Source organism: Sediminibacter sp. Hel_I_10, assembly GCF_000688335.1.
GTDB lineage: Bacteria > Bacteroidota > Bacteroidia > Flavobacteriales > Flavobacteriaceae > Psychroserpens.
This window is the reverse complement of sequence record NZ_JHZX01000001.1, coordinates 1,117,362-1,135,044: the sequence shown is the minus strand read 5'-3', so window position 1 is coordinate 1,135,044 and position 17,683 is coordinate 1,117,362. Positions and strand designations below refer to the sequence as shown.

18 protein-coding genes and 1 tRNA gene are annotated in these 17,683 nt (G+C 36.0%); 15 read left to right on the top strand and 4 right to left on the bottom strand.

Annotated elements, in window-relative coordinates; genetic code table 11:
- The first annotated feature begins 169 nt into the window (after nucleotides 1-169).
- The 6 genes from P176_RS0105035 (at nucleotide 170) to P176_RS0105015 (ending at nucleotide 7,470) form a co-directional block, all read left to right on the top strand.
- On the top strand, nucleotides 170-1,339 hold the full coding sequence (locus tag P176_RS0105035) for an efflux RND transporter periplasmic adaptor subunit (RefSeq protein ID WP_026753675.1): 1,170 nt from the start codon (nucleotides 170-172) through the stop codon (nucleotides 1,337-1,339).
- Entirely contained in the window at nucleotides 1,336-4,581 is a 3,246-nt protein-coding gene (locus P176_RS0105030) for an efflux RND transporter permease subunit (RefSeq protein WP_026753674.1), read from the top strand. The genes P176_RS0105035 and P176_RS0105030 overlap by 4 nt, the downstream gene beginning before the upstream one ends.
- Nucleotides 4,582-4,603: 22 nt before the next feature.
- Entirely contained in the window at nucleotides 4,604-5,959 is a 1,356-nt protein-coding gene (locus P176_RS0105025; RefSeq protein WP_026753673.1) for a TolC family protein, read from the top strand.
- A gap of 55 nt (nucleotides 5,960-6,014) precedes the next feature.
- Nucleotides 6,015-6,197, top strand: a complete 183-nt coding sequence (locus tag P176_RS20240) for a CPXCG motif-containing cysteine-rich protein (RefSeq protein ID WP_081820676.1) — start codon at nucleotides 6,015-6,017, stop codon at nucleotides 6,195-6,197.
- A 137-nt stretch (nucleotides 6,198-6,334) separates the two neighbouring features.
- Nucleotides 6,335-7,243 (top strand): hypothetical protein, encoded by a 909-nt coding sequence (locus P176_RS0105020; RefSeq protein WP_026753672.1) that lies wholly within the window; start codon nucleotides 6,335-6,337, stop codon nucleotides 7,241-7,243.
- A gap of 154 nt (nucleotides 7,244-7,397) precedes the next feature.
- Nucleotides 7,398-7,470, top strand: a tRNA-Met gene (locus tag P176_RS0105015).
- A gap of 149 nt (nucleotides 7,471-7,619) precedes the next feature.
- Here the strand turns inward: P176_RS0105015 and P176_RS0105010 are convergent.
- From P176_RS0105010 to P176_RS20535, 4 genes are all read right to left on the bottom strand, one after another.
- A complete protein-coding gene (locus P176_RS0105010) occupies nucleotides 7,620-8,294 on the bottom strand; it encodes a hypothetical protein (RefSeq protein ID WP_026753671.1) in 675 nt (224 codons plus the stop codon).
- Nucleotides 8,287-9,273 (bottom strand): adenylate/guanylate cyclase domain-containing protein, encoded by a 987-nt coding sequence (locus P176_RS0105005; protein ID WP_026753670.1) that lies wholly within the window; start codon nucleotides 9,271-9,273, stop codon nucleotides 8,287-8,289. Before P176_RS0105005 ends, P176_RS0105010 begins: the two co-directional genes overlap by 8 nt.
- Before the next feature lies 1 nt (nucleotide 9,274).
- Nucleotides 9,275-9,769 carry a Pycsar system effector family protein gene (locus P176_RS0105000; protein ID WP_026753669.1) on the bottom strand — a complete coding sequence of 165 codons (495 nt, stop codon included), beginning with the start codon at nucleotides 9,767-9,769 and terminating at the stop codon, nucleotides 9,275-9,277.
- Nucleotides 9,770-10,023: 254 nt separating this feature from the next.
- The gene (locus P176_RS20535; RefSeq protein WP_164916316.1) at nucleotides 10,024-10,200 is read right to left on the bottom strand and encodes a hypothetical protein; all 177 of its coding nucleotides are present in this window, start codon (nucleotides 10,198-10,200) and stop codon (nucleotides 10,024-10,026) included.
- A 173-nt stretch (nucleotides 10,201-10,373) separates the two neighbouring features.
- On the opposite strand from P176_RS20535, the gene P176_RS0104985 reads away from it, so the two are divergent.
- The 9 genes from P176_RS0104985 to P176_RS0104945 all read left to right on the top strand — a co-directional run bounded on the left by P176_RS0104985 (nucleotide 10,374) and on the right by P176_RS0104945 (nucleotide 17,674).
- Nucleotides 10,374-10,904 carry a sigma-70 family RNA polymerase sigma factor gene (locus P176_RS0104985; RefSeq protein ID WP_156032958.1) on the top strand — a complete coding sequence of 177 codons (531 nt, stop codon included), beginning with the start codon at nucleotides 10,374-10,376 and terminating at the stop codon, nucleotides 10,902-10,904.
- A complete protein-coding gene (locus P176_RS0104980; protein ID WP_026753667.1) occupies nucleotides 10,880-11,287 on the top strand; it encodes a hypothetical protein in 408 nt (135 codons plus the stop codon). Before P176_RS0104985 ends, P176_RS0104980 begins: the two co-directional genes overlap by 25 nt.
- Nucleotides 11,288-11,342: 55 nt before the next feature.
- Nucleotides 11,343-12,062: an ImmA/IrrE family metallo-endopeptidase gene (locus P176_RS19970; protein ID WP_128757748.1), complete on the top strand. Its 720-nt coding sequence runs from the start codon at nucleotides 11,343-11,345 to the stop codon at nucleotides 12,060-12,062.
- A 321-nt stretch (nucleotides 12,063-12,383) separates the two neighbouring features.
- On the top strand, nucleotides 12,384-14,180 hold the full coding sequence (locus P176_RS0104970) for a ParB/RepB/Spo0J family partition protein (RefSeq protein ID WP_026753665.1): 1,797 nt from the start codon (nucleotides 12,384-12,386) through the stop codon (nucleotides 14,178-14,180).
- A gap of 260 nt (nucleotides 14,181-14,440) precedes the next feature.
- The gene (locus P176_RS20355) at nucleotides 14,441-14,602 is read left to right on the top strand and encodes a hypothetical protein (protein ID WP_156032956.1); all 162 of its coding nucleotides are present in this window, start codon (nucleotides 14,441-14,443) and stop codon (nucleotides 14,600-14,602) included.
- 36 nt (nucleotides 14,603-14,638) lie between these two features.
- Nucleotides 14,639-15,475 carry a DUF932 domain-containing protein gene (locus P176_RS0104960; RefSeq protein ID WP_026753664.1) on the top strand — a complete coding sequence of 279 codons (837 nt, stop codon included), beginning with the start codon at nucleotides 14,639-14,641 and terminating at the stop codon, nucleotides 15,473-15,475.
- Between the two features lie 128 nt (nucleotides 15,476-15,603).
- Complete coding sequence (locus P176_RS0104955; protein ID WP_026753663.1) at nucleotides 15,604-16,044, top strand: hypothetical protein; 441 nt, start codon at nucleotides 15,604-15,606, stop codon at nucleotides 16,042-16,044.
- 94 nt (nucleotides 16,045-16,138) lie between these two features.
- Nucleotides 16,139-17,323 (top strand): TolC family protein, encoded by a 1,185-nt coding sequence (locus P176_RS0104950; protein ID WP_026753662.1) that lies wholly within the window; start codon nucleotides 16,139-16,141, stop codon nucleotides 17,321-17,323.
- An 18-nt stretch (nucleotides 17,324-17,341) separates the two neighbouring features.
- Nucleotides 17,342-17,674, top strand: coding sequence for a hypothetical protein (locus tag P176_RS0104945; RefSeq protein WP_026753661.1), 333 nt, complete (start codon nucleotides 17,342-17,344; stop codon nucleotides 17,672-17,674).
- Nucleotides 17,675-17,683: the final 9 nt, after the last annotated feature.

Sequence of the window (17,683 nt, the reverse complement as noted above, 5' to 3'; positions counted from 1 at the left end):
CTTGTATTTCTTACATTGTAATCACGCGTACAGTAAAAATAATTGGATCACTTAAAAAGTGGTTATGCCATAATTTAGGAGTTTTTTAACTTCAATCCTTTTTGTGGTTAATAGCTTTGCTCAGTTATGGTTAAATGAATAACCATAACTTTGATAACCATTTTCATTTATGCGGAAAGCTATACTCTACACATTAGCTGTTCTCTTACTTATTGGTGCTTTTTTTGGTGCAAAAGCGCTTATTGATAGTAAGGAAAAACCAAAATCACAGCCTCAAAAATCAACCAAAACTGTTTTTGTGGATACCGTTGAGAATGCAACAATCCCAATCTCAATTCCTGCCAATGGTAATTTAGTGGCCAAAAGACGGGTTGAAATCTACTCTGAAGTTGAGGGGGTTTTTCGTTATAGTTCAAAATTATATAAAGTAGGACAAAGCTATAGTCGTGGACAAACATTAATCAAAATTGATGCGAATGAATACGAGGCTTCTGTCCAATCTTCTAAAAGCGATCTCTATAACCAGATCATTGCCATTATGCCCGACCTGCGTTTGGATTATCCAGAGGTTTACCCTAAGTGGCAAGACTATTTAAATGATTTTGATTTAAATAAAACAGTTCCACCTTTACCAAAGGCTTCAAGTGAAAAAGAAACCTATTTTGTAAACGGCCGTGGGATAAATACCGCTTATTATACAATCAAAAATTTAGAGCAACGCCTATTGAAATATCAAATTATCGCGCCTTTCGATGGTGTGTTGACCGAGGCTTTGGTAACCGAAGGTACCTTAATTCGTAACGGACAGAAATTGGGCGAATTTATTGATCCCGAAGTTTATGAACTGCAAGTCGCATTATCTAGAGATTATGCCGATTTGCTTAAAGTAGGAGAGGCTGTTCAACTAAAAAACAATAAAGGAACAGAACAGTATGCTGGCACGGTGAGTAGAGTAAACGCTAGTATTGATCAAAACACCCAGACCGTGAGTGTGTTTATAGAGGTCAAAAATGACGCCCTTAAAGAGGGGATGTATTTACAAGCCAATTTAGATGCAAAAAAGGAAGAGAACGCCATATCAATTGACCGCAGCTTGGTCAATGACCGTAATGAAGTGTTTATCGTTGAAGATGGGAAATTAAAAACATTGAAGGTAAATCCTGTTTATTTTTCAGATAAAACCGTAGTTGTTAAAGGAGTTTCAGATGGTATGTTGCTTTTGTCAAAACAGGTTTCTGGAGCTTATAATGGGATGCCAGTTGAAATAGCAAATGATAAAAAGTCAGAAGACACAAAAAAGTCTGAGGTTAATTCTGAAAACGTGACTACAAAACCATGAGGAAAATTATCTCATATTTTATCAAATACCATGTTACGGTTAATGTGGTAATTATAGCCTTCGTGATTTTTGGGATTGTAGGCATGTTGCGGATGCAATCGTCGTTTTTTCCTTTAATTGAGTCTGAAATCATAAACATCGATGTCACTTATCCTGGGGCTGCGCCCGAAGAAATAGAGGAGGGTATCGTACTAAAAATCGAAGATAATCTTAAAGGGTTGGTTGGTGTTGATAGGGTAACTTCAACTTCTCGTGAAAATGGTGGAAGCATCACGGTAGAAATCGATATTGATGAAGATATTGATGTGATGCTCACCGAAGTCAAAAATGCAGTAGATCGTGTTCCCAATTTTCCGACAGGCATGGAGCCTTTGGTCGTAGCTAAACAGGAAAACATTAGGGAAACCTTTGATTTTTTTATTAGTGGTCCCGATATCGATTTAGCGACATTAAAACAAATTGCTAGACAAATAGAATACGACTTAAGGGCTATGGACGGCCTTTCTCAAATAGAACTTGCTGGTTTTCCTGAAGAGGAAATAGAAATTGCTGTTGATGAAAATGATCTTTTGGCATATAACCTTACTTTTTCTGAAGTGGCAGAAGCCGTGTCTCAGGCAAACATATTGACCACAGGAGGAAGTATTAAAACAGACGCCGAAGATTTTCTTATAAGAGCAGATAATAGATCTTACTACGGAAAAGAACTCAATAATCTTGTTGTAAAGTCTAATATTGACGGCACCAATATTCTTTTAGGAGACGTTGCAACCATTAGAGATCGATTTTCAGAAACACCAAATGCTTCGTTTATTAACGGGCGAGTGGCGGTAAGTGTGAACATCTCAACAACCAACAATGAAGATTTAATTTCAGCAGCAGAAAAGGTGCGCGATTATGTTGAAGCATTTAATAAAGAGAATGAAACCCTTGAAATTATTGTTGAGGATGACCGTAGCATTACCTTAAATCAAAGAACTGATTTATTAATTGAGAATGGCGTAGTAGGGATTCTTCTGGTATTATTATTTCTTTCCTTCTTCTTAAACACACGTTTGGCATTTTGGGTAGCATTTGGATTGCCAATTGCGTTTTTGGGAATGTTCATTTTTGCAGCATCCTTTGGTGTTACCATTAATGTCCTTTCGCTCTTCGGTATGATTATCGTCATTGGTATTTTGGTTGATGATGGTATCGTGATTTCAGAAAATATCTATCAGCATTATGAGATGGGTAAAAAACCAGTTCAAGCCGCAATAGATGGAACGATGGAAGTGTTGCCGCCAATATTATCTGCCATTATTACAACGATATTAGCGTTTTCTACATTTTTATTTTTAGATAGTCGTATCGGTAAGTTTTTCGGAGAGGTCAGTACCGTAGTGATTCTAACCTTAGTTGTTTCCTTGATTGAGGCACTTATTATCTTACCTGCACATATTGCCCATTCCAAAGCACTCGTTAGAGCTTCTGAAGAAGAGAAAAAGGAGAAAAAAGGATTGGATAAGTTTTTTATGAAGCTTCGTAAGTTCAATGTTTATGGAGATAGAATGATGAGCTATCTACGGGACAATATGTACGGGCCAGTAATTCGATTTACGGTTAAGAACCGATTTATAAGTTTTGCAGTTTTAACGGCACTATTTATTTTAACTGTAGGCTCCATTATGGGAGGTGTTGTTAAAGTAACACTCTTTCCAAGTATCGCTAGTGATAGGGTGAGTATAGACTTGCTCATGCCTGAGGGCACCAATCCTAAAATCACTGATAGTATTATTTCTATGGTTGAAGATGCCGCATGGAAAGTTAACGAGGATTATACAGCGAGGCAAACGGGAAATAAGCAGGTGGTAAAAAATATCGTGAGACGCGTAGGTCCCGGTAATAATAAGGCCTCATTACGGGTTAATCTTTTACCCGGTGAGGAGCGGGATTTTGGGTCACCAGAAATCACTAACTCCATACGTGATGCTGTAGGTACAGTGTATGGTGTAGAAAGATTAACCTTTGGTTCTGGTGGTAACTTTGGAGGTAAGCCTGTTTCTGTATCCCTATTAGGAAATAATCTTAATGAACTAGAGCAAGCCAAAAAAGAGCTTAAAGCTGTCTTGGTTGATAATCCTACACTTAAGGATGTGACAGATACAGATCCAGATGGGATTAAAGAAATTACTATTGAACTTAAAGAGAATGCCTACGCTTTAGGCCTCAATCTAGGTGAGGTAATGCGTCAGGTAAGAGCAGGTTTTTTTGGCTTACAAGCACAACGTTTTCAAAGAGGGCAAGATGAAATAAGAGTATGGGTACGTTATGACCGAGGTAATCGTGAATCTATAAATGACTTAGATGATATGCGTATCGTTACACCAGATGGTAATCGTGTGCCATTTACTGAGATTGCTTCATATTCTATTAGACGCGGTACAGAATCCATAAATCATTTAGAAGGTCTCAGAGAGATAAAGGTAGAGGCAGATATGGAGGATCCTAACGCAAGTGCAACAGATGCTATTGCTAATATCGATCAAAATGTTCTTCCTGATATTCTCTCAAAATATCCAAGTGTTTCCGTATTATATGAAGGACAAAATAGAGAAGCTGATAAATTGAAAAGCTCTGCCAATAAGGTCTTTCCTGTAATCTTATTTCTTATTTATGCCGTGATAGCATTTACCTTCCGAAGCTATAGTCAACCCCTATTGCTTATACTAATGATTCCATTTAGTATTATAGGTGTAGCATGGGGTCATTATATTCACGACTTTCCATTGAATGTATTATCGCTGTTGGGTATTATTGCCTTGGTAGGGATTATGGTAAACGATGGTTTGGTGCTTATTGGTAAATTCAATGCCTATCTGCGCGAAGGGATGTCATTTGATAAAGCTCTAATTGAGGCTGGAAAATCAAGGTTTAGAGCAATTTTTCTAACGTCTTTGACCACTATTGCAGGGATTGCGCCTTTGCTTTTAGAGAAAAGTAGACAAGCGCAGTTTCTAAAACCTATGGCTATATCGATAGCCTATGGTATTTTTATCGCAACATTTTTAACCTTACTAATCTTACCGCTGTTAATATCATTAACTAATTCTGCTAAAATAAAAGCAGTGTGGTTGATGTCTGGAAACCGTGTTGATAAGGAATCGGTTGAACGGGCCATTAAAGAGCAGCGTGAAGAAGAAGAACGCCAAAAGGATATTGACGAAGCAAACGATAATTTAGATAACCAAAATCCAATTTAGAAACCCAGATATTTAAGTTCAAATGAGTCGACATCTATCAGCCCTTTTTTTAATCTTGATTTCAGTAGCAACTGCCGCTAAGGGTTTTTCGCAAGAAGAATTGAGAAAGCAAGACGCCATTGTTCAAATGTTAGAAAATAACTTCGGAATTCAATTGGCAAAGAAACAGATTGAAATTGCCGATAATAATAGGGGAATTTTAAATTCAGGTTACCTTCCCTCAATAGTAGGATCTGCGGATGCACAATACTCTGAGGATAATGATACACGATCTTTTCCTGGTGTTTTTGAAGAGGATGGAACTCCAAGAGAAGATACTGTTATTGAAGGGGCAGAGACACAACAGTATGGCGCTTCGGTAAATGTAGATTATTTACTTTTTGATGGGTTGGGCAGGTATTACAATTATAAACAACTTAAAGAGGAATATAACCTTACAGAGCTCGAGGTACGGGAAACCATTGAAAATACAATTTTACAATTATTCACGGTTTATTATGATGTAGCTCGGCTTTCTGAGAATTTAAACGTTCTGCAACAAGCTTTAGATATTTCTAGAGAACGTGTTACCAGAGCACAGTATCAATTTGATTACGGACAAAACACAAAACTCGAAGTGCTGCAGGCAGAAGTAGATGTGGTTACAGATTCTATCAACGTCTTAAGTACCAAACAGCAACTACAAAATGCCAAACGCGATTTAAACGTAGTTTTAAATAGAGAGTTGGAGACCGCTTTCAAGGTGGACACTTTGGTTAATTTTCAAAATGAAATCGCATTGGAAAGCTACGTGGTTGATGCGAAAAAAAATAACGTCACCTATTTGCAAGCTGAAAAGCAAATTGCAATAAGTGATTTTCAAATCAAGGCAAATAGAGCTTTGTTGTTGCCAAGTATTGGTTTGAGCGGTAGTTACGGCTGGAATAGGACCAACAGTCCTGCCTCTGCTTTTTTTCCGGGATCCATATCCAAAGGAGAATCCTTAACCTTAGGTGCTAGTCTTACTTGGAACTTGTTTGATGGTGGCAGAAGTATAACCAATTTAAAAAACTCCAAGATCTTAAAAGATTCTGAAGAGATTGCAAAAGCACAGATTGAACTTCAGATCGATCGTGATATTGCTAATGCCAAGGGTAACTACGAGAATTTAGTCACTATTTTTAATATAAGGGCGCAAAATGTAGATACCAATAAAAATAACCTCGAGCGCTCAAAAGAACGATTAAATATAGGTCAGATCAATTCAATAGAATTTAGACAGGCGCAGGTGAATCTCATTGACGCAGAAACCAGTAAAAATTTAGCTAAATATGAAGCTAAGTTGGCAGAACTACAATTGCTACAGCTCACAGGGCAACTTCTTAACGTTGAATTTTAATAATTGCGCATTAGTTGAAGACTAGAACTATAAAGTTTATAAAAGTTTAAAATATATGATTGAGTATTTTTTTCAATGTCCGTATTGTTGGGAGAATGTATCCATGCTCATAGATTATTCCCAAAGCCGTCAGCATTATATCGAAGATTGTGAAGTTTGCTGTAATCCTATCCAATTGAATATCAGTATAGAAAATAATGAAATAATTGAATTTCAGGCTGAAAGCATAGAGCAGTAGTAAAATTAAAAAATACTGATAACCAGTAGTTTAATTATTTTTTCGATGAACAACAATGCATTTCATCGAAAAAATTTGGCAAGTCATCGATATTCTTATATTTTCGTTCACGTATTTAGACCCTAAACTCTAAACTTATGAAAACCGTGAAAATTACTTTTATTTTTTGTCTTATATCAGTCCTTGCTTTTGCTAAAGTGTCCCCAAAGGAAAAAGCAGCATTGTTAGATTTGTACAAATCTACGAACGGAGCTGAATGGAAGAACATCTGGAACTTAAGCAGCTCAGTAGATCAATGGTATGGTGTTGTTGTAAAAAACGATAAGGTCGTTGAACTTAATTTAGCTTTTAATAACCTAAAAGGGGCATTGCCAGAAAATTTCGGTGATTTAGAGAATTTAACGCAAATTAACTTATTTAGAAATGATATCACAGGGGCTATTCCTAGTTCTATAGGTAATCTTAAAACCTTACACACCTTAAATTTAGCTTTTAACCAATTGAGTGGAACATTACCATCAACTCTTGGTGATCTAGAGTCTTTGCGTAGTTTGCAATTGTTTATGAACACCATAGAAGGAGAAATTCCGAACTCTATTGGGAAATTGAGTTTATTAGAGGATTTTGAGGTTTACAATAACAATCTTACTGGAGAACTACCTTCTGGGATAGGAAATTTAACAAATCTTAGAGCTATTATGGTTAGCAGTAATAAGCTTTCTGGAAAATTACCATCTAATTTTTCTAAACTTAAAAAATTGAAGGTACTCAGTTTATTTGACAATAACTTTTTCGGGATGTTACCTAATTCTATTACCGAGTTATCTAGTCTTGAGGAGTTAATATTGAGTAATAATGCGTTTTATGGTGCCTTACCAAATAACTTAGCCCAATTATCAAACCTAAAAGTATTAATGCTTGGCAATAATGGGTTCAAAGGAGAAATAGTTAATCTAGAAAAGCAATTTCCTAACCTTCAACAGTTTGATATAAATAATACCGAAAATCAAGGAGTGATAGCCACTCTAGATGAGGAAGAAGATTAATCACGTTAGTTTTTAGTTTGAGTAGCTCCCTGCAATTATTTGTTGGGAGTTATTTTTTTTAATCAAAAAAAGCTTTTATATTTGCAGTCCCAAAATGATTGCATCGGTATTATGAGCCGAGTCTTTAAAAAGATAAATCATTTTAAAATTACATCGCGGGATAGAGCAGTAGGTAGCTCGTCGGGCTCATAACCCGAAGGTCACTGGTTCGAGTCCAGTTCCCGCTACTAGAGAAATCAAGCCTTCACAGAAATGTGAGGGCTTTTTTTATGTCTTGGGTACAACATAGGTACAACATTTAGGGCTTTTTCATTGACTAATTAGCTTTGATAATTATTGATATCATTTGTGTATGTATTTTATTTTGAGCTGACAGTTAACCTAATACTTTCTTTCTTTTAAGTAGTTGTTGCCTAAATAGAACCAAATCTATTTTTAATTGCTGCATACCATATCCTTTTAAGCTATAAACTTTTTTACGGCAACATTTTTTGTATTTAGGTTTTCCACATAACGGACATTCAATATTGGGTTGATGCTTAATACCACCTATCGAAGTTTCCAAAAGTGCAATTATATCTTCAAAATTTTCGAGGTCGAATTCCTCTTGATAAAATTGAGCGATTCCTTCAAAATGATGTTTGTATTCCCCATTTGCATACTCACCCGTTGATTCCTTGTAATGGTAATTGGCAAAAAAGGGATATATGACATTCCTGTAAAACTCTTCAAATGTAATTCCTCGCTTTTTGCTCTTTAAAAGTTTATGTGGAATATCCAAACAGCAAACGCCTTCTTTTGAGATATGATAATCCCAATCTCTATCAATTATTTGAGTTTTTTCTATTACGATAGGAATAGTGTATGGGTATTCAACTTTATTAATTAAAATGAGAATTTCAAATTGCCCCCAAAGTTTGCCTTTCTTATCGAGTACGCTAATTTTCCCTTCAAGAGCCAAATAACCAGGTTTAGGGCTATGCACATCCTTAAAAGAATAATACTTGCCCAAAAAGCTATCAATATCACAATTGAGATTTGTCTTAGTCATAGTTAAAATAAGGCTTGCTTTTGGATGCAATGGGGTATAAGTCTCTACTGTTCCTGTTTGGGTCAGGCAAGGTATTTATTGTTAATACTAGAACGCCCATATCGTTTTGAACAGCCAAGTTGTTATCTACCAAGTAGCGTTCCCAATCGAAATTGTATTGATAATATTTCCGTCCATCCTCATAATCGTGTATTTCTTTACTTCGTTGCTCAAAATACTTGTCTTTCCTGAGTTGGGTTGTTACATTGTGCCCTACCACAATTCCGCTGTTTTTGGCATTACTCTGCATTTTTGGTGCAAGGCTAGTATGCAAGCTACACGTAGTAACTTCCCCAGATTCGCCAATACCAGAATAGAACCAATCTACCTGTTTTGAATGACCTAAATCCAGTCCGGCCCTTGTGTGGATATCTTGTATGCCATTATCTTCAAAAAAGTCTTTGAGGTCGTTTTTTACAAAGTAAGATATCATTGAAAAAGATTTTAGCGCATCTTCTACTGCCTTCAATTTTTCAATATTCTTTCCGCCAAAATATACCATTAAGCCATCACCTTGAATACGATGAACATAGCCGCCACAAAGATTAACTGCAAAAATTGAAGCTCGAATGATACTTTCCGTTATCAATCGGACGGTACCTTTTGTAAAGTTATTAAAGAGCTTGGTGCTTTTCTTTACATCTATAAAGCCGGATATTATCCAATGCTCTTCAACCAAGTCTTTAGCTTTTAGATAAGTAAAGTCAGGATGACTTCCCAATGGTTGGTAGTCGAAAGTTTCTTTAACGCCCATTCCTTTAGCAAATAGTTTCATTTCGCGGGAAAGTTCACGTCCAGGAAGTTCATTTCTTAGTAATTTAAGATACTCGCGGTTGCTTTCCAACATAGGTTCACTAAGCCCGTAAATTTTGTTTGATTTTGTAGGGTCGTTCTCGACCGCTTTTTTAATTACATTTTTGTAGTCTTCAAATAAGTTCATTTTATGAGGTAATTTTAATTAATATGTAGGTTGAGGGTGCTAAAAGCATAAATTGTATGATTAATAGAACACAAGCCCATTTAAGTTTTCTGAATTTTGATTTTAACCCTTTTGAAAGGATATAAACCTGATTTCTTAAATCTTTTAAATTGCCTTTTTTAGTTTGGTTTTTTGAAAGGTCAAAAAATTCATCGGGCTCTTTCTGTCCTATACTAGCAAAATAATACAAGGATTCTATCTCTGATTTTGCCGAAAAATATGGCATACTAGCTAATGCCAATAGGATGAGACTACCCACACCGAGGGTTATGATTGCCGCCAAAAAAAACAATAAATAGTTTTCTTGATTGGGTAATTCTTGTATTTGAGTTATGAGCGTGATAGTACCACCTGTTATAAATGTATTGATGGCGATATATACCGCTGTTTTATTATTTACGCTATCGTAATAATGGTCTAGGCGATTTACAGTATATTCTAATCTTTCTTTTTCCATACAGTTAAATTTATTAACTAGGCTGATTCTTAAGATCCAGCCTAGTTGATTACTTGATAGCTTTTGCGACAGCCGATACAGCTGCCACAAATGTTACCACAGTAAGAATGGTAGAAATAACTTTAGCGTTATCCCCGTTTAAATGTAGACAAGTGTCCATTTTGCAAAGACTCAACTTGTCATTTTGAAATGAATAATTCATAGTCAAAATTTAAATTAGCCCAATTTCACAGCATTTGGGTTTCGCTGAAGTGTTACTTGCTTTTATCAGTAACACCTTTAAATTTTCTACCGCTGGTCTTTACATCCATAAATCTTCCTGAATCGGAATCTCTTTTAACGTAAAGCCCAGTTTTAGTGTTTTTAACTTGTGTTCTGCTTTTTATTGCACCGTGTCTGCGATTATCACCACTTTTTCCATTTGTTGCCATTTGTATTGTTTTATAGGTGCTACACTTTCATATGCTTTTAAATTTATTTTTTTTACCGTCATTTGGTAAATTTTTACGACATTGAAGCATATACTTAATGAATGAGGGTAGCTACAACTTCAGAAATAATAGAACAGCTTAACGCAATCGATATAAAGAGCCTCTTAAACAGGATGGAACTTTATACTCGTGATCGCTTTTATGACAAGAGTGACAGAAACAAAAAAGGCTTTCAGTTTCAAGATTTTTGTCATCAAACATTAACTAAAGCCTGTGATGGTACACGCAAATGGAAACCAGATAATTGCTCTTTTGAGAAATTTATATTTTGGGCTTTACATAGTGATTTAGATAGTTTTTTTAAACAGTTAAAAAGAAAAGGCGATGATTCTGATGAAAACCCTCAATCAGAATACATAATCAATATTCCAAATTATTCCGATGAAGAACCTACTGAAGACTTTAATTATGAAAAGATTGATGATGAAGTGAGATTGCAGCAATGGATAAAACAGTTGGAAGACCAAGGGGCGGACAAAGAGGAAGTAGAAGTGTTCGAATGCTTGGCAAATGGAATTGACAAACCAAAAGACATAGCGGATTTACTCGATAAACCAATCGATGTGATTTATACAATATCTAGAAGATTAAGAAGAAAAAAAATCAAATTCAACGAGAAGTGGACAAGCTTAAAAAAACAGTAAAGGAAAGTCTTGATAATTTTGACAAAGCGATTCCTGATAATTTGGTTAGGAAGCAGCTTGAGATGGAAGGTGTCGATTTAGATGAACAATCTTTATTACAAGATAAATTTATCAAGCAATTGAAATTTAGATTAAAGTCAAAGAGTATTGTATTGAAGAATGATAGTATGCTTGACAAAGCATCAAATTATTTTAAAGATGCTTTAACCAAAGGGCTAGATAAGCCTATTACGTATATGAACAATTTAATTCAAACAAATCAATTACAAACACAATTCAGTAGATTGGAAAAAATGTCTGAAGAACAAATTAAAGACATTATTAAAGACCAAAACCTGATTGAAATTTTAGAAATGCTTGAGGAAGAATCAGAAGGGCAGTAACAAGGCCAAAGAAATATTACAACAAATCGGATTTGATGAAGTCACAGAACTTTCTATGAAAGATTTATTGGCTGGTTTTGATGTTATCTACATAGAAGAAGAATTAAATGGTTCAGACGGTGTCATCATTAGAGGTAAGTCAAAAACAATCATTAAGGTAGATACAAATATTTCTACCCTTCAGCGCAAAAGGTTTGTTGCTGCGCACGAATTAGGACACTTCTTTCTTCACGATAAATTGGAATTTCATTTGGACGATGAGAAAACTCTAAGCTGGAATAGATTAGAAGAAGTTCACAAAAGAGGTATTCAAGAAATTGAAGCGAACGATTTTGCAGGCGAGCTTTTAATGCCCGAACAAGTTTTTAGAGACTTCATTGCAAGAAAGCCATTTGGTCCAGATTTGATTAAAGAGTTAAGTGAGCGTTTCAATACCAGCTTAACTTCTGTAATATTTAGAATGTTAAGTTTGGAAATTGCACCTTTTTTCGTTGTTTTTATGGCCGACGGTGTTGTACGCTATTGGCGCAAAACGGAAGATTTTAAATGTTATACAAACGATATTACTAAAATTCAGCCACCAGAGTTTTCAGTTGCAAAAGAGTATATAAATTCAAATTATGAGTTTATCTATGAAGGAGCTGAGAAAACTCAATCTATTGAAAAGTCGACCTGGTTTAAATTAAATGACTGGGAAGAAGATATTGAGTTTAATGAATATTGCTTACCTACGAAAAAATACAAAACACTTATAAGTGTTATTTGGGAAGCATAGCTAATAGGTTTTTATAATCACTCAATCTAATATTTTTTCAAAAAAATCAAGGGATATTGTCTGCAACAGAATCCCTAATTTATAATCTATTTCTAAATACTGAAGTACTATTTGGAAATTGATAATAGAATTATCTAAAAGAGGAGTTTATTATCATACAATATAACCGCAATTTAAACTCGTAAAATACTTCCATCAAAAGACTACGGCATAAAGCCATCGCTTCTTCCTACGCTAATTTATTCCGTTTCCTTTTGAGCCAAGATTTTATCTTCCGTTTGGTTTCTGCTCAAATATTGTTTAATCAAAAATTTGAGTATTATGACAACAAAAGCGAGTACCACAAGAAAGAGCGGTAAAAAAATTACGGCCGCCAAGAAAGAAGTCAAAGAAAAATTGACACAAAAAGCGATTGGACTTCAGATTGAGAACCTATCAATTGCAAAGGTCATTCCCGACCCGATGCAGCCCAGAAAAACTTTTAATGAAGCACATCTGCAACAGCTTTCCGAAAGCGTCAAAAAGCACGGTGTTCTACAGCCTATTACAGTTCGAAAATCTGGAAACGGATTTATCATCGTGATGGGCGAACGTAGGTATCGAGCAAGTAAGCTGGCCGACAAGAAAACTATTCCGTGTATTGTCAGGGAATATAAGAACAACGATGTTCTTGAAGTTCAGATTGTCGAAAATCTACAAAGACAGGATGTCGAACCGACCGAAGAAGCCGATGCGATTGCCTACCTAAGTGAGAAATATGCGCCTACCGAAATAGCGAAGCGATTGGGTAGAACGGATAACTTCATCAGACAGCGTCTAAAGTTGGCTGGATTGATAGACGGTTTTAAGGAATTTGTGCGCAATGGCGAAATGACCATATCATTGGGTGTTGGTGTAGCACTCTTCGAGCCGGAAGAACAGCAAATGATGTTGGAAACAATGGGCGAGGATTTTAATGCACATCAGATAAACAGGATGATTAAAGACCAGACATACGATTTGGAAAAAGCATCTTTTGATGTAGCCGATAAAAAATTGGTCCCAAAAGCTGGGTCTTGTGTTGAATGTCCTTTCAATGCTGCAAATCAAGGCAATCTGTTCGGCGATGGTAAAATGGTCTGTACAAAAGCAGCCTGTTTTGAAACGAAGAAAAGCAAATCGTTCTTGAACCTGATTGATAAATCCAAAAAAGAGAACATCCTATTGATTCCTGAAATACGACAGTATTGGGCAGATGACGAGAACAATCAGCTCATTATATCGCAATTAGAAAAGAACGGACTAAAAGTCTATTTGCTGGACGATATTGAAGTCATTGAAAATCCGATTAAGCCTACAATCGAAGCTATTCAGGAAGAATATCAGCATTACGATTATTCCGAAGATGAATTAAAGGCAGAATTGGATGAAGCAATGCAGAATTATAAAGAAGCCTTGGAAAAATTCAATTCAGCAAAAGAAGATGGATATAAAAGCGGCGTTGTGTTCCATCCCGATTCATTCCAGCACAAGGAAATTTTTGTAAAGATTGTTGAAAAATCAAAGAACGTTTCTACGGAATATTCGGCACCATTGGCCAGTAGAAAAATGGCAGATTGTACACCCGAAGAACAAATCGTTAAAATCAACGAAAGGGAAATCCGGAAGAAGCAAATTGAGAACAACAAGCAGTTTGAAGAAGTTGTAGAAATGATTCGTGAGACGAAATATATTGATACGAAGAAGACACTTTCAACTGATGAAATGGTGGCATTCTCGATATCGCTATTTGAAAATAATGTGGACTATATGAGCCAACAAAAATATTTCTCAAAGTTCTTGGGCGACACTTCAAAGATGACCAAAATTGAAATGGTCGAGAATTTCAAAAAGAAGTTCAAAAAGGAAATCTTTCACAAGTTGATACGCTATATGCTCACAAAGCAAGTGCATTTTGGCGAAAGCAATCACGTCAATAATCTGACGAACATTTCATTCTACAATGCGATACAAGGATATTACAAATCCAAGATTGCTGGCATAGAAAAAGAATATGCTGAAAAACGAGACAAGCGTGAAGAACGTTTGAAAGAGCGCATCACGGTTCTTGAAAAGCAAATTCAGGAACTCAACGATTAGCTTTTGTTGTTTGAGGAAGGGTCGGCATTCGTGCTGGCCCTTTTTCTTTTTTATGATAGTTTTTAAAAGACGTATTTACAAGGAAGGGGTTATCAATCAATAGTTAGCGCAAAGGTAAACTCGTAAAATACACCCATCAAAAGACTACGGCATAAAGCCAACGCAACATCCTACGCTTATTTATTCCGTTTCCTTTTGAGCTGAGATTTTATCTTCCGTTTAGGTACTGCTCAAATATTGTTTAATCAAAATATATCATTATGAAAAGAGTATCTGAAAAACCTAAAATTTCGCTACAAGAAGCTGAAAAGCATTATCAGTCAAGTAGTAAAAATTATGACATTGATAGTGGCGAAAGTCACTTGGCTTATTACAGGGATAAGCATCCCAACTATTACCGAGTATTATCAGAAAATGTTTAACCTGCCTGTCGGCAGACAGGTCTAAATTCAAAAGTAATGTATTTACAAAATCTACAACAGGATGAAATCTTTGTTCCATCAGAAATGAAATCCTTAAAAAGTCTGACACAGATGGAATCCCGAAGAGGGCTTGAAAATGCCATAATCTCTAATGGCAAAATCGTCAATGTGGTATCGAACAGCTATGGCCACATTCCAAATCAACTGTTCTTCAAGAAAGCTGAAGAAATGCTGACCGATGAACAACTGAATTTCCACAAACGCACCATCAACAAAAATGATAGGTCGTTTATTACCGACTTTATCATCGATGATAAAAGCCAGTTTACGGTCAAGAACCATAAGGACTTGATACTGCCGATGCTTCGGTTCAAAAACTCGTATGACGGAAGTGAAAAGACCTCTGGACACTTTGGGTTTTACAGGGAAGTATGTTCAAATGGCTTGCACGTTTCTCAAGCGGAAATCGAGTTTTCCATCAAGCACAGTAAGAACAATACGCACTTGATTATGCCGAGGCTGAACAATCTATTCGATAAATTTCTCGACAATGAATTCTATACCATTACAAAGAAATTCGACAAGATGAAAGAATTTAAAATCATCGATACACAGGAATTTGTAAAAGCGATTCTTGACAAAACAAAACTGTTTAGGTATGAATGTAGCGATAATAATAGCGACCCGTCGAAAAAATCTCGTGAGGTCATCGAAATCTTAAACTATGAAGCCTTGTTGCTCAATGAAGAACCAAATCTGTGGTTAGGTTACAATGCGTTTAATTCAGTACTTCATAATGTTTTGAAGAAAAGCTTTGGCCAACAAGAACGGTTGGATAAAAAACTGTTCGACGAAGTCTATGCAATGGCATAAAGCCAAAAGGTTCATCCAGTACCTTAAACTGGATTTCCCCCCTTTGCAATACTTATAAAATAATTTAGAATTTAGTTTGATAGTGTGTCAATTTTCCCAGACAAGAAATATTGCTATCTTTGTAATTAATGCAAAAACCAAATAAAATAGCGGCATTTTTCTTTTTAGGCTTGTTTAGCCTTATGATGCTGCATCAGGTTTTTCCGCATTTGCACCATCAGCACGAGGAAACGCATTCCCTTTCAGATATTGCTCATACTGACGAACACCATCATCACGATGACAGTTCGCACGAAAAGGAAGAATCCCCATACGGATTTTTTGGGTTCTTTATGGAAATGCACGTCCACTCAACGGTATCCAGCGATATTGTTGTACTTAAAAGGAATACAGTTGAGCAGCAGACCAATGTTGATAAGGATATAGTAAAAAGTTCTTTTGAAACTCAAAAAATCTTTTTGATTGACTATAGGCAAAATAGTAAACCGCCTGTCTATCATCCACCCAATACATATTTTAATCCCTACCTCTCTTCCCTCGACTCACGAGGCCCACCATCTTTAGGTTAATCATTTAGGAGAATGGTATCGCTATGGTATTATTCCCTTTTATAAATGCAGACCTGTCAGTCGACAGGTAAGATTAAACCTAAAATTTCAAACAATGAACAAATACATCGTGTCCGCGATTTGCGGATGCCTGTTCTATGTTAATGGTTTCTCACAGGATAAAAATATTGGGGAACTGCTTAACGAAATAGAACAGAACAATACAGAGTTAAAAGGCTATCAATCTTTCATTGAAAGTCAGCAACTCGAAAACAGGAGCAACAATAATTTGCCTGACCCACAGCTTTCTGGCTTTTATTTGCCATTTGGCGACAATACAACTGGAGATTATACCGAATATCAACTATCGCAATCTTTTGAATTCCCAACGGTATATGCTGCTCGTGGCAAATGGAACGAGTCTAAATCGCAACAGTTAGCGTCAGCCTATGCTAATAAAAGACTGGAAGTCTTATTGAAAGCAAAAAATACGCTTTTGGAACTTGCTTTCTTGCAAAAGCAAAAAACTATTGAAGCAGAAAGAAAAACCCAGAGCAAGCAGGTTTTTGACCAAATCCAAAAACTTTTTGATACCGAGCAAGTAGGCATTTTAGATTTGAATAAAGCGAAAATTGCTTGGATTCAAGAGCAGTTTGTTGTGGAACAGATTGAAAGCGAAATCCAAATTTTGTTATCCAAACTCAAAACCTTGAACGGAGGCAATGCAATTGATGCTATTTCGTCAAGTATTGCATTACCTATCGAAGTTGGTACGGTAGATAATCTTTGGCAGGAAAAATTAGCGAAAGACCCTTTACTACAAGAATTAAAGGCTAATGAATCTGCATCTCGTCAAAAAGTAAAACTGGAAAAAAACAAGGTGCTGCCAAACGTGGCACTTGGCTATAATTATCAAGGCGTTAGCGGTAGTCATTATTCTGGGTTTTATGGCGGTGTTTCAATTCCACTTTGGAGTAGCAAGAACAAAGTAAAAGCTGCCGAAGCGAATTATGAGTATCAACAGTCCAACACGCAGGTAGTTACCACTTCGCTTTATACACAATTTCAAAAAACCTATAATCGATACGAATTGATACTCGAAAAATTTAATGAGTATCAAACCACTATGGGCAATTTAAATAGCGAGCAACTGCTTTTTAAGGCTTATATGTTGGGCGAGTATTCGTTTATGGATTATTACGTGGAGCTTCAGTTTTATCGGAATGCATCAGATAAAATGCTGCAAATGGAAAAGGAACTGCAACTGCTTCAAGCACAATTATTAAAACATCAGTTATAAATTTTTAAACATACAATTATGAAATCGAAGATTCACGAATACCAAAACAAATATTTAGCAATGAGTAAAATTTCAAAATCAATATTCGCAATAGCAATCGCATCAACATTTTTAGTAACCTCTTGTCGAGAAACAAAAACCGAAAATACTGACGACCACGGTCACGAGCATAATGAGGATGGTAGTCATACGGAAGAAACCATAGAGCAAGAAGAGTTTAAAGTAGGAACTGATTCTATGGAAACAAAAACAGAGGAACACGGGCACGACCACGATTCAGAAGGGAATCATACAGATGATGATTCTGACACCCACAAACACGATGATGAGTCAGAACACCACGACCATTAAAAATCAAAA

Excerpts from the sequence above, each read along its gene's own strand:
- P176_RS0105035 (WP_026753675.1), top strand. The coding sequence starts at position 170 with ATGCGGAAAGCTATACTCTACACATTAGCTGTTCTCTTACTTATTGGT.
- P176_RS0105030 (WP_026753674.1), top strand. The coding sequence starts at position 1,336 with ATGAGGAAAATTATCTCATATTTTATCAAATACCATGTTACGGTTAAT.
- P176_RS0105025 (WP_026753673.1), top strand. The coding sequence starts at position 4,604 with ATGAGTCGACATCTATCAGCCCTTTTTTTAATCTTGATTTCAGTAGCA.
- P176_RS20240 (WP_081820676.1), top strand. The coding sequence starts at position 6,015 with ATGATTGAGTATTTTTTTCAATGTCCGTATTGTTGGGAGAATGTATCC.
- P176_RS0105020 (WP_026753672.1), top strand. The coding sequence starts at position 6,335 with ATGAAAACCGTGAAAATTACTTTTATTTTTTGTCTTATATCAGTCCTT.
- P176_RS0105010 (WP_026753671.1), bottom strand. The coding sequence starts at position 8,294 with ATGACTAAGACAAATCTCAATTGTGATATTGATAGCTTTTTGGGCAAG.
- P176_RS0105005 (WP_026753670.1), bottom strand. The coding sequence starts at position 9,273 with ATGAACTTATTTGAAGACTACAAAAATGTAATTAAAAAAGCGGTCGAG.
- P176_RS0105000 (WP_026753669.1), bottom strand. The coding sequence starts at position 9,769 with ATGGAAAAAGAAAGATTAGAATATACTGTAAATCGCCTAGACCATTAT.
- P176_RS20535 (WP_164916316.1), bottom strand. The coding sequence starts at position 10,200 with ATGGCAACAAATGGAAAAAGTGGTGATAATCGCAGACACGGTGCAATA.
- P176_RS0104985 (WP_156032958.1), top strand. The coding sequence starts at position 10,374 with ATGGAACTTTATACTCGTGATCGCTTTTATGACAAGAGTGACAGAAAC.
- P176_RS19970 (WP_128757748.1), top strand. The coding sequence starts at position 11,343 with ATGAAAGATTTATTGGCTGGTTTTGATGTTATCTACATAGAAGAAGAA.
- P176_RS0104970 (WP_026753665.1), top strand. The coding sequence starts at position 12,384 with ATGACAACAAAAGCGAGTACCACAAGAAAGAGCGGTAAAAAAATTACG.
- P176_RS20355 (WP_156032956.1), top strand. The coding sequence starts at position 14,441 with ATGAAAAGAGTATCTGAAAAACCTAAAATTTCGCTACAAGAAGCTGAA.
- P176_RS0104960 (WP_026753664.1), top strand. The coding sequence starts at position 14,639 with ATGTATTTACAAAATCTACAACAGGATGAAATCTTTGTTCCATCAGAA.
- P176_RS0104955 (WP_026753663.1), top strand. The coding sequence starts at position 15,604 with ATGCAAAAACCAAATAAAATAGCGGCATTTTTCTTTTTAGGCTTGTTT.
- P176_RS0104950 (WP_026753662.1), top strand. The coding sequence starts at position 16,139 with ATGAACAAATACATCGTGTCCGCGATTTGCGGATGCCTGTTCTATGTT.
- P176_RS0104945 (WP_026753661.1), top strand. The coding sequence starts at position 17,342 with ATGAAATCGAAGATTCACGAATACCAAAACAAATATTTAGCAATGAGT.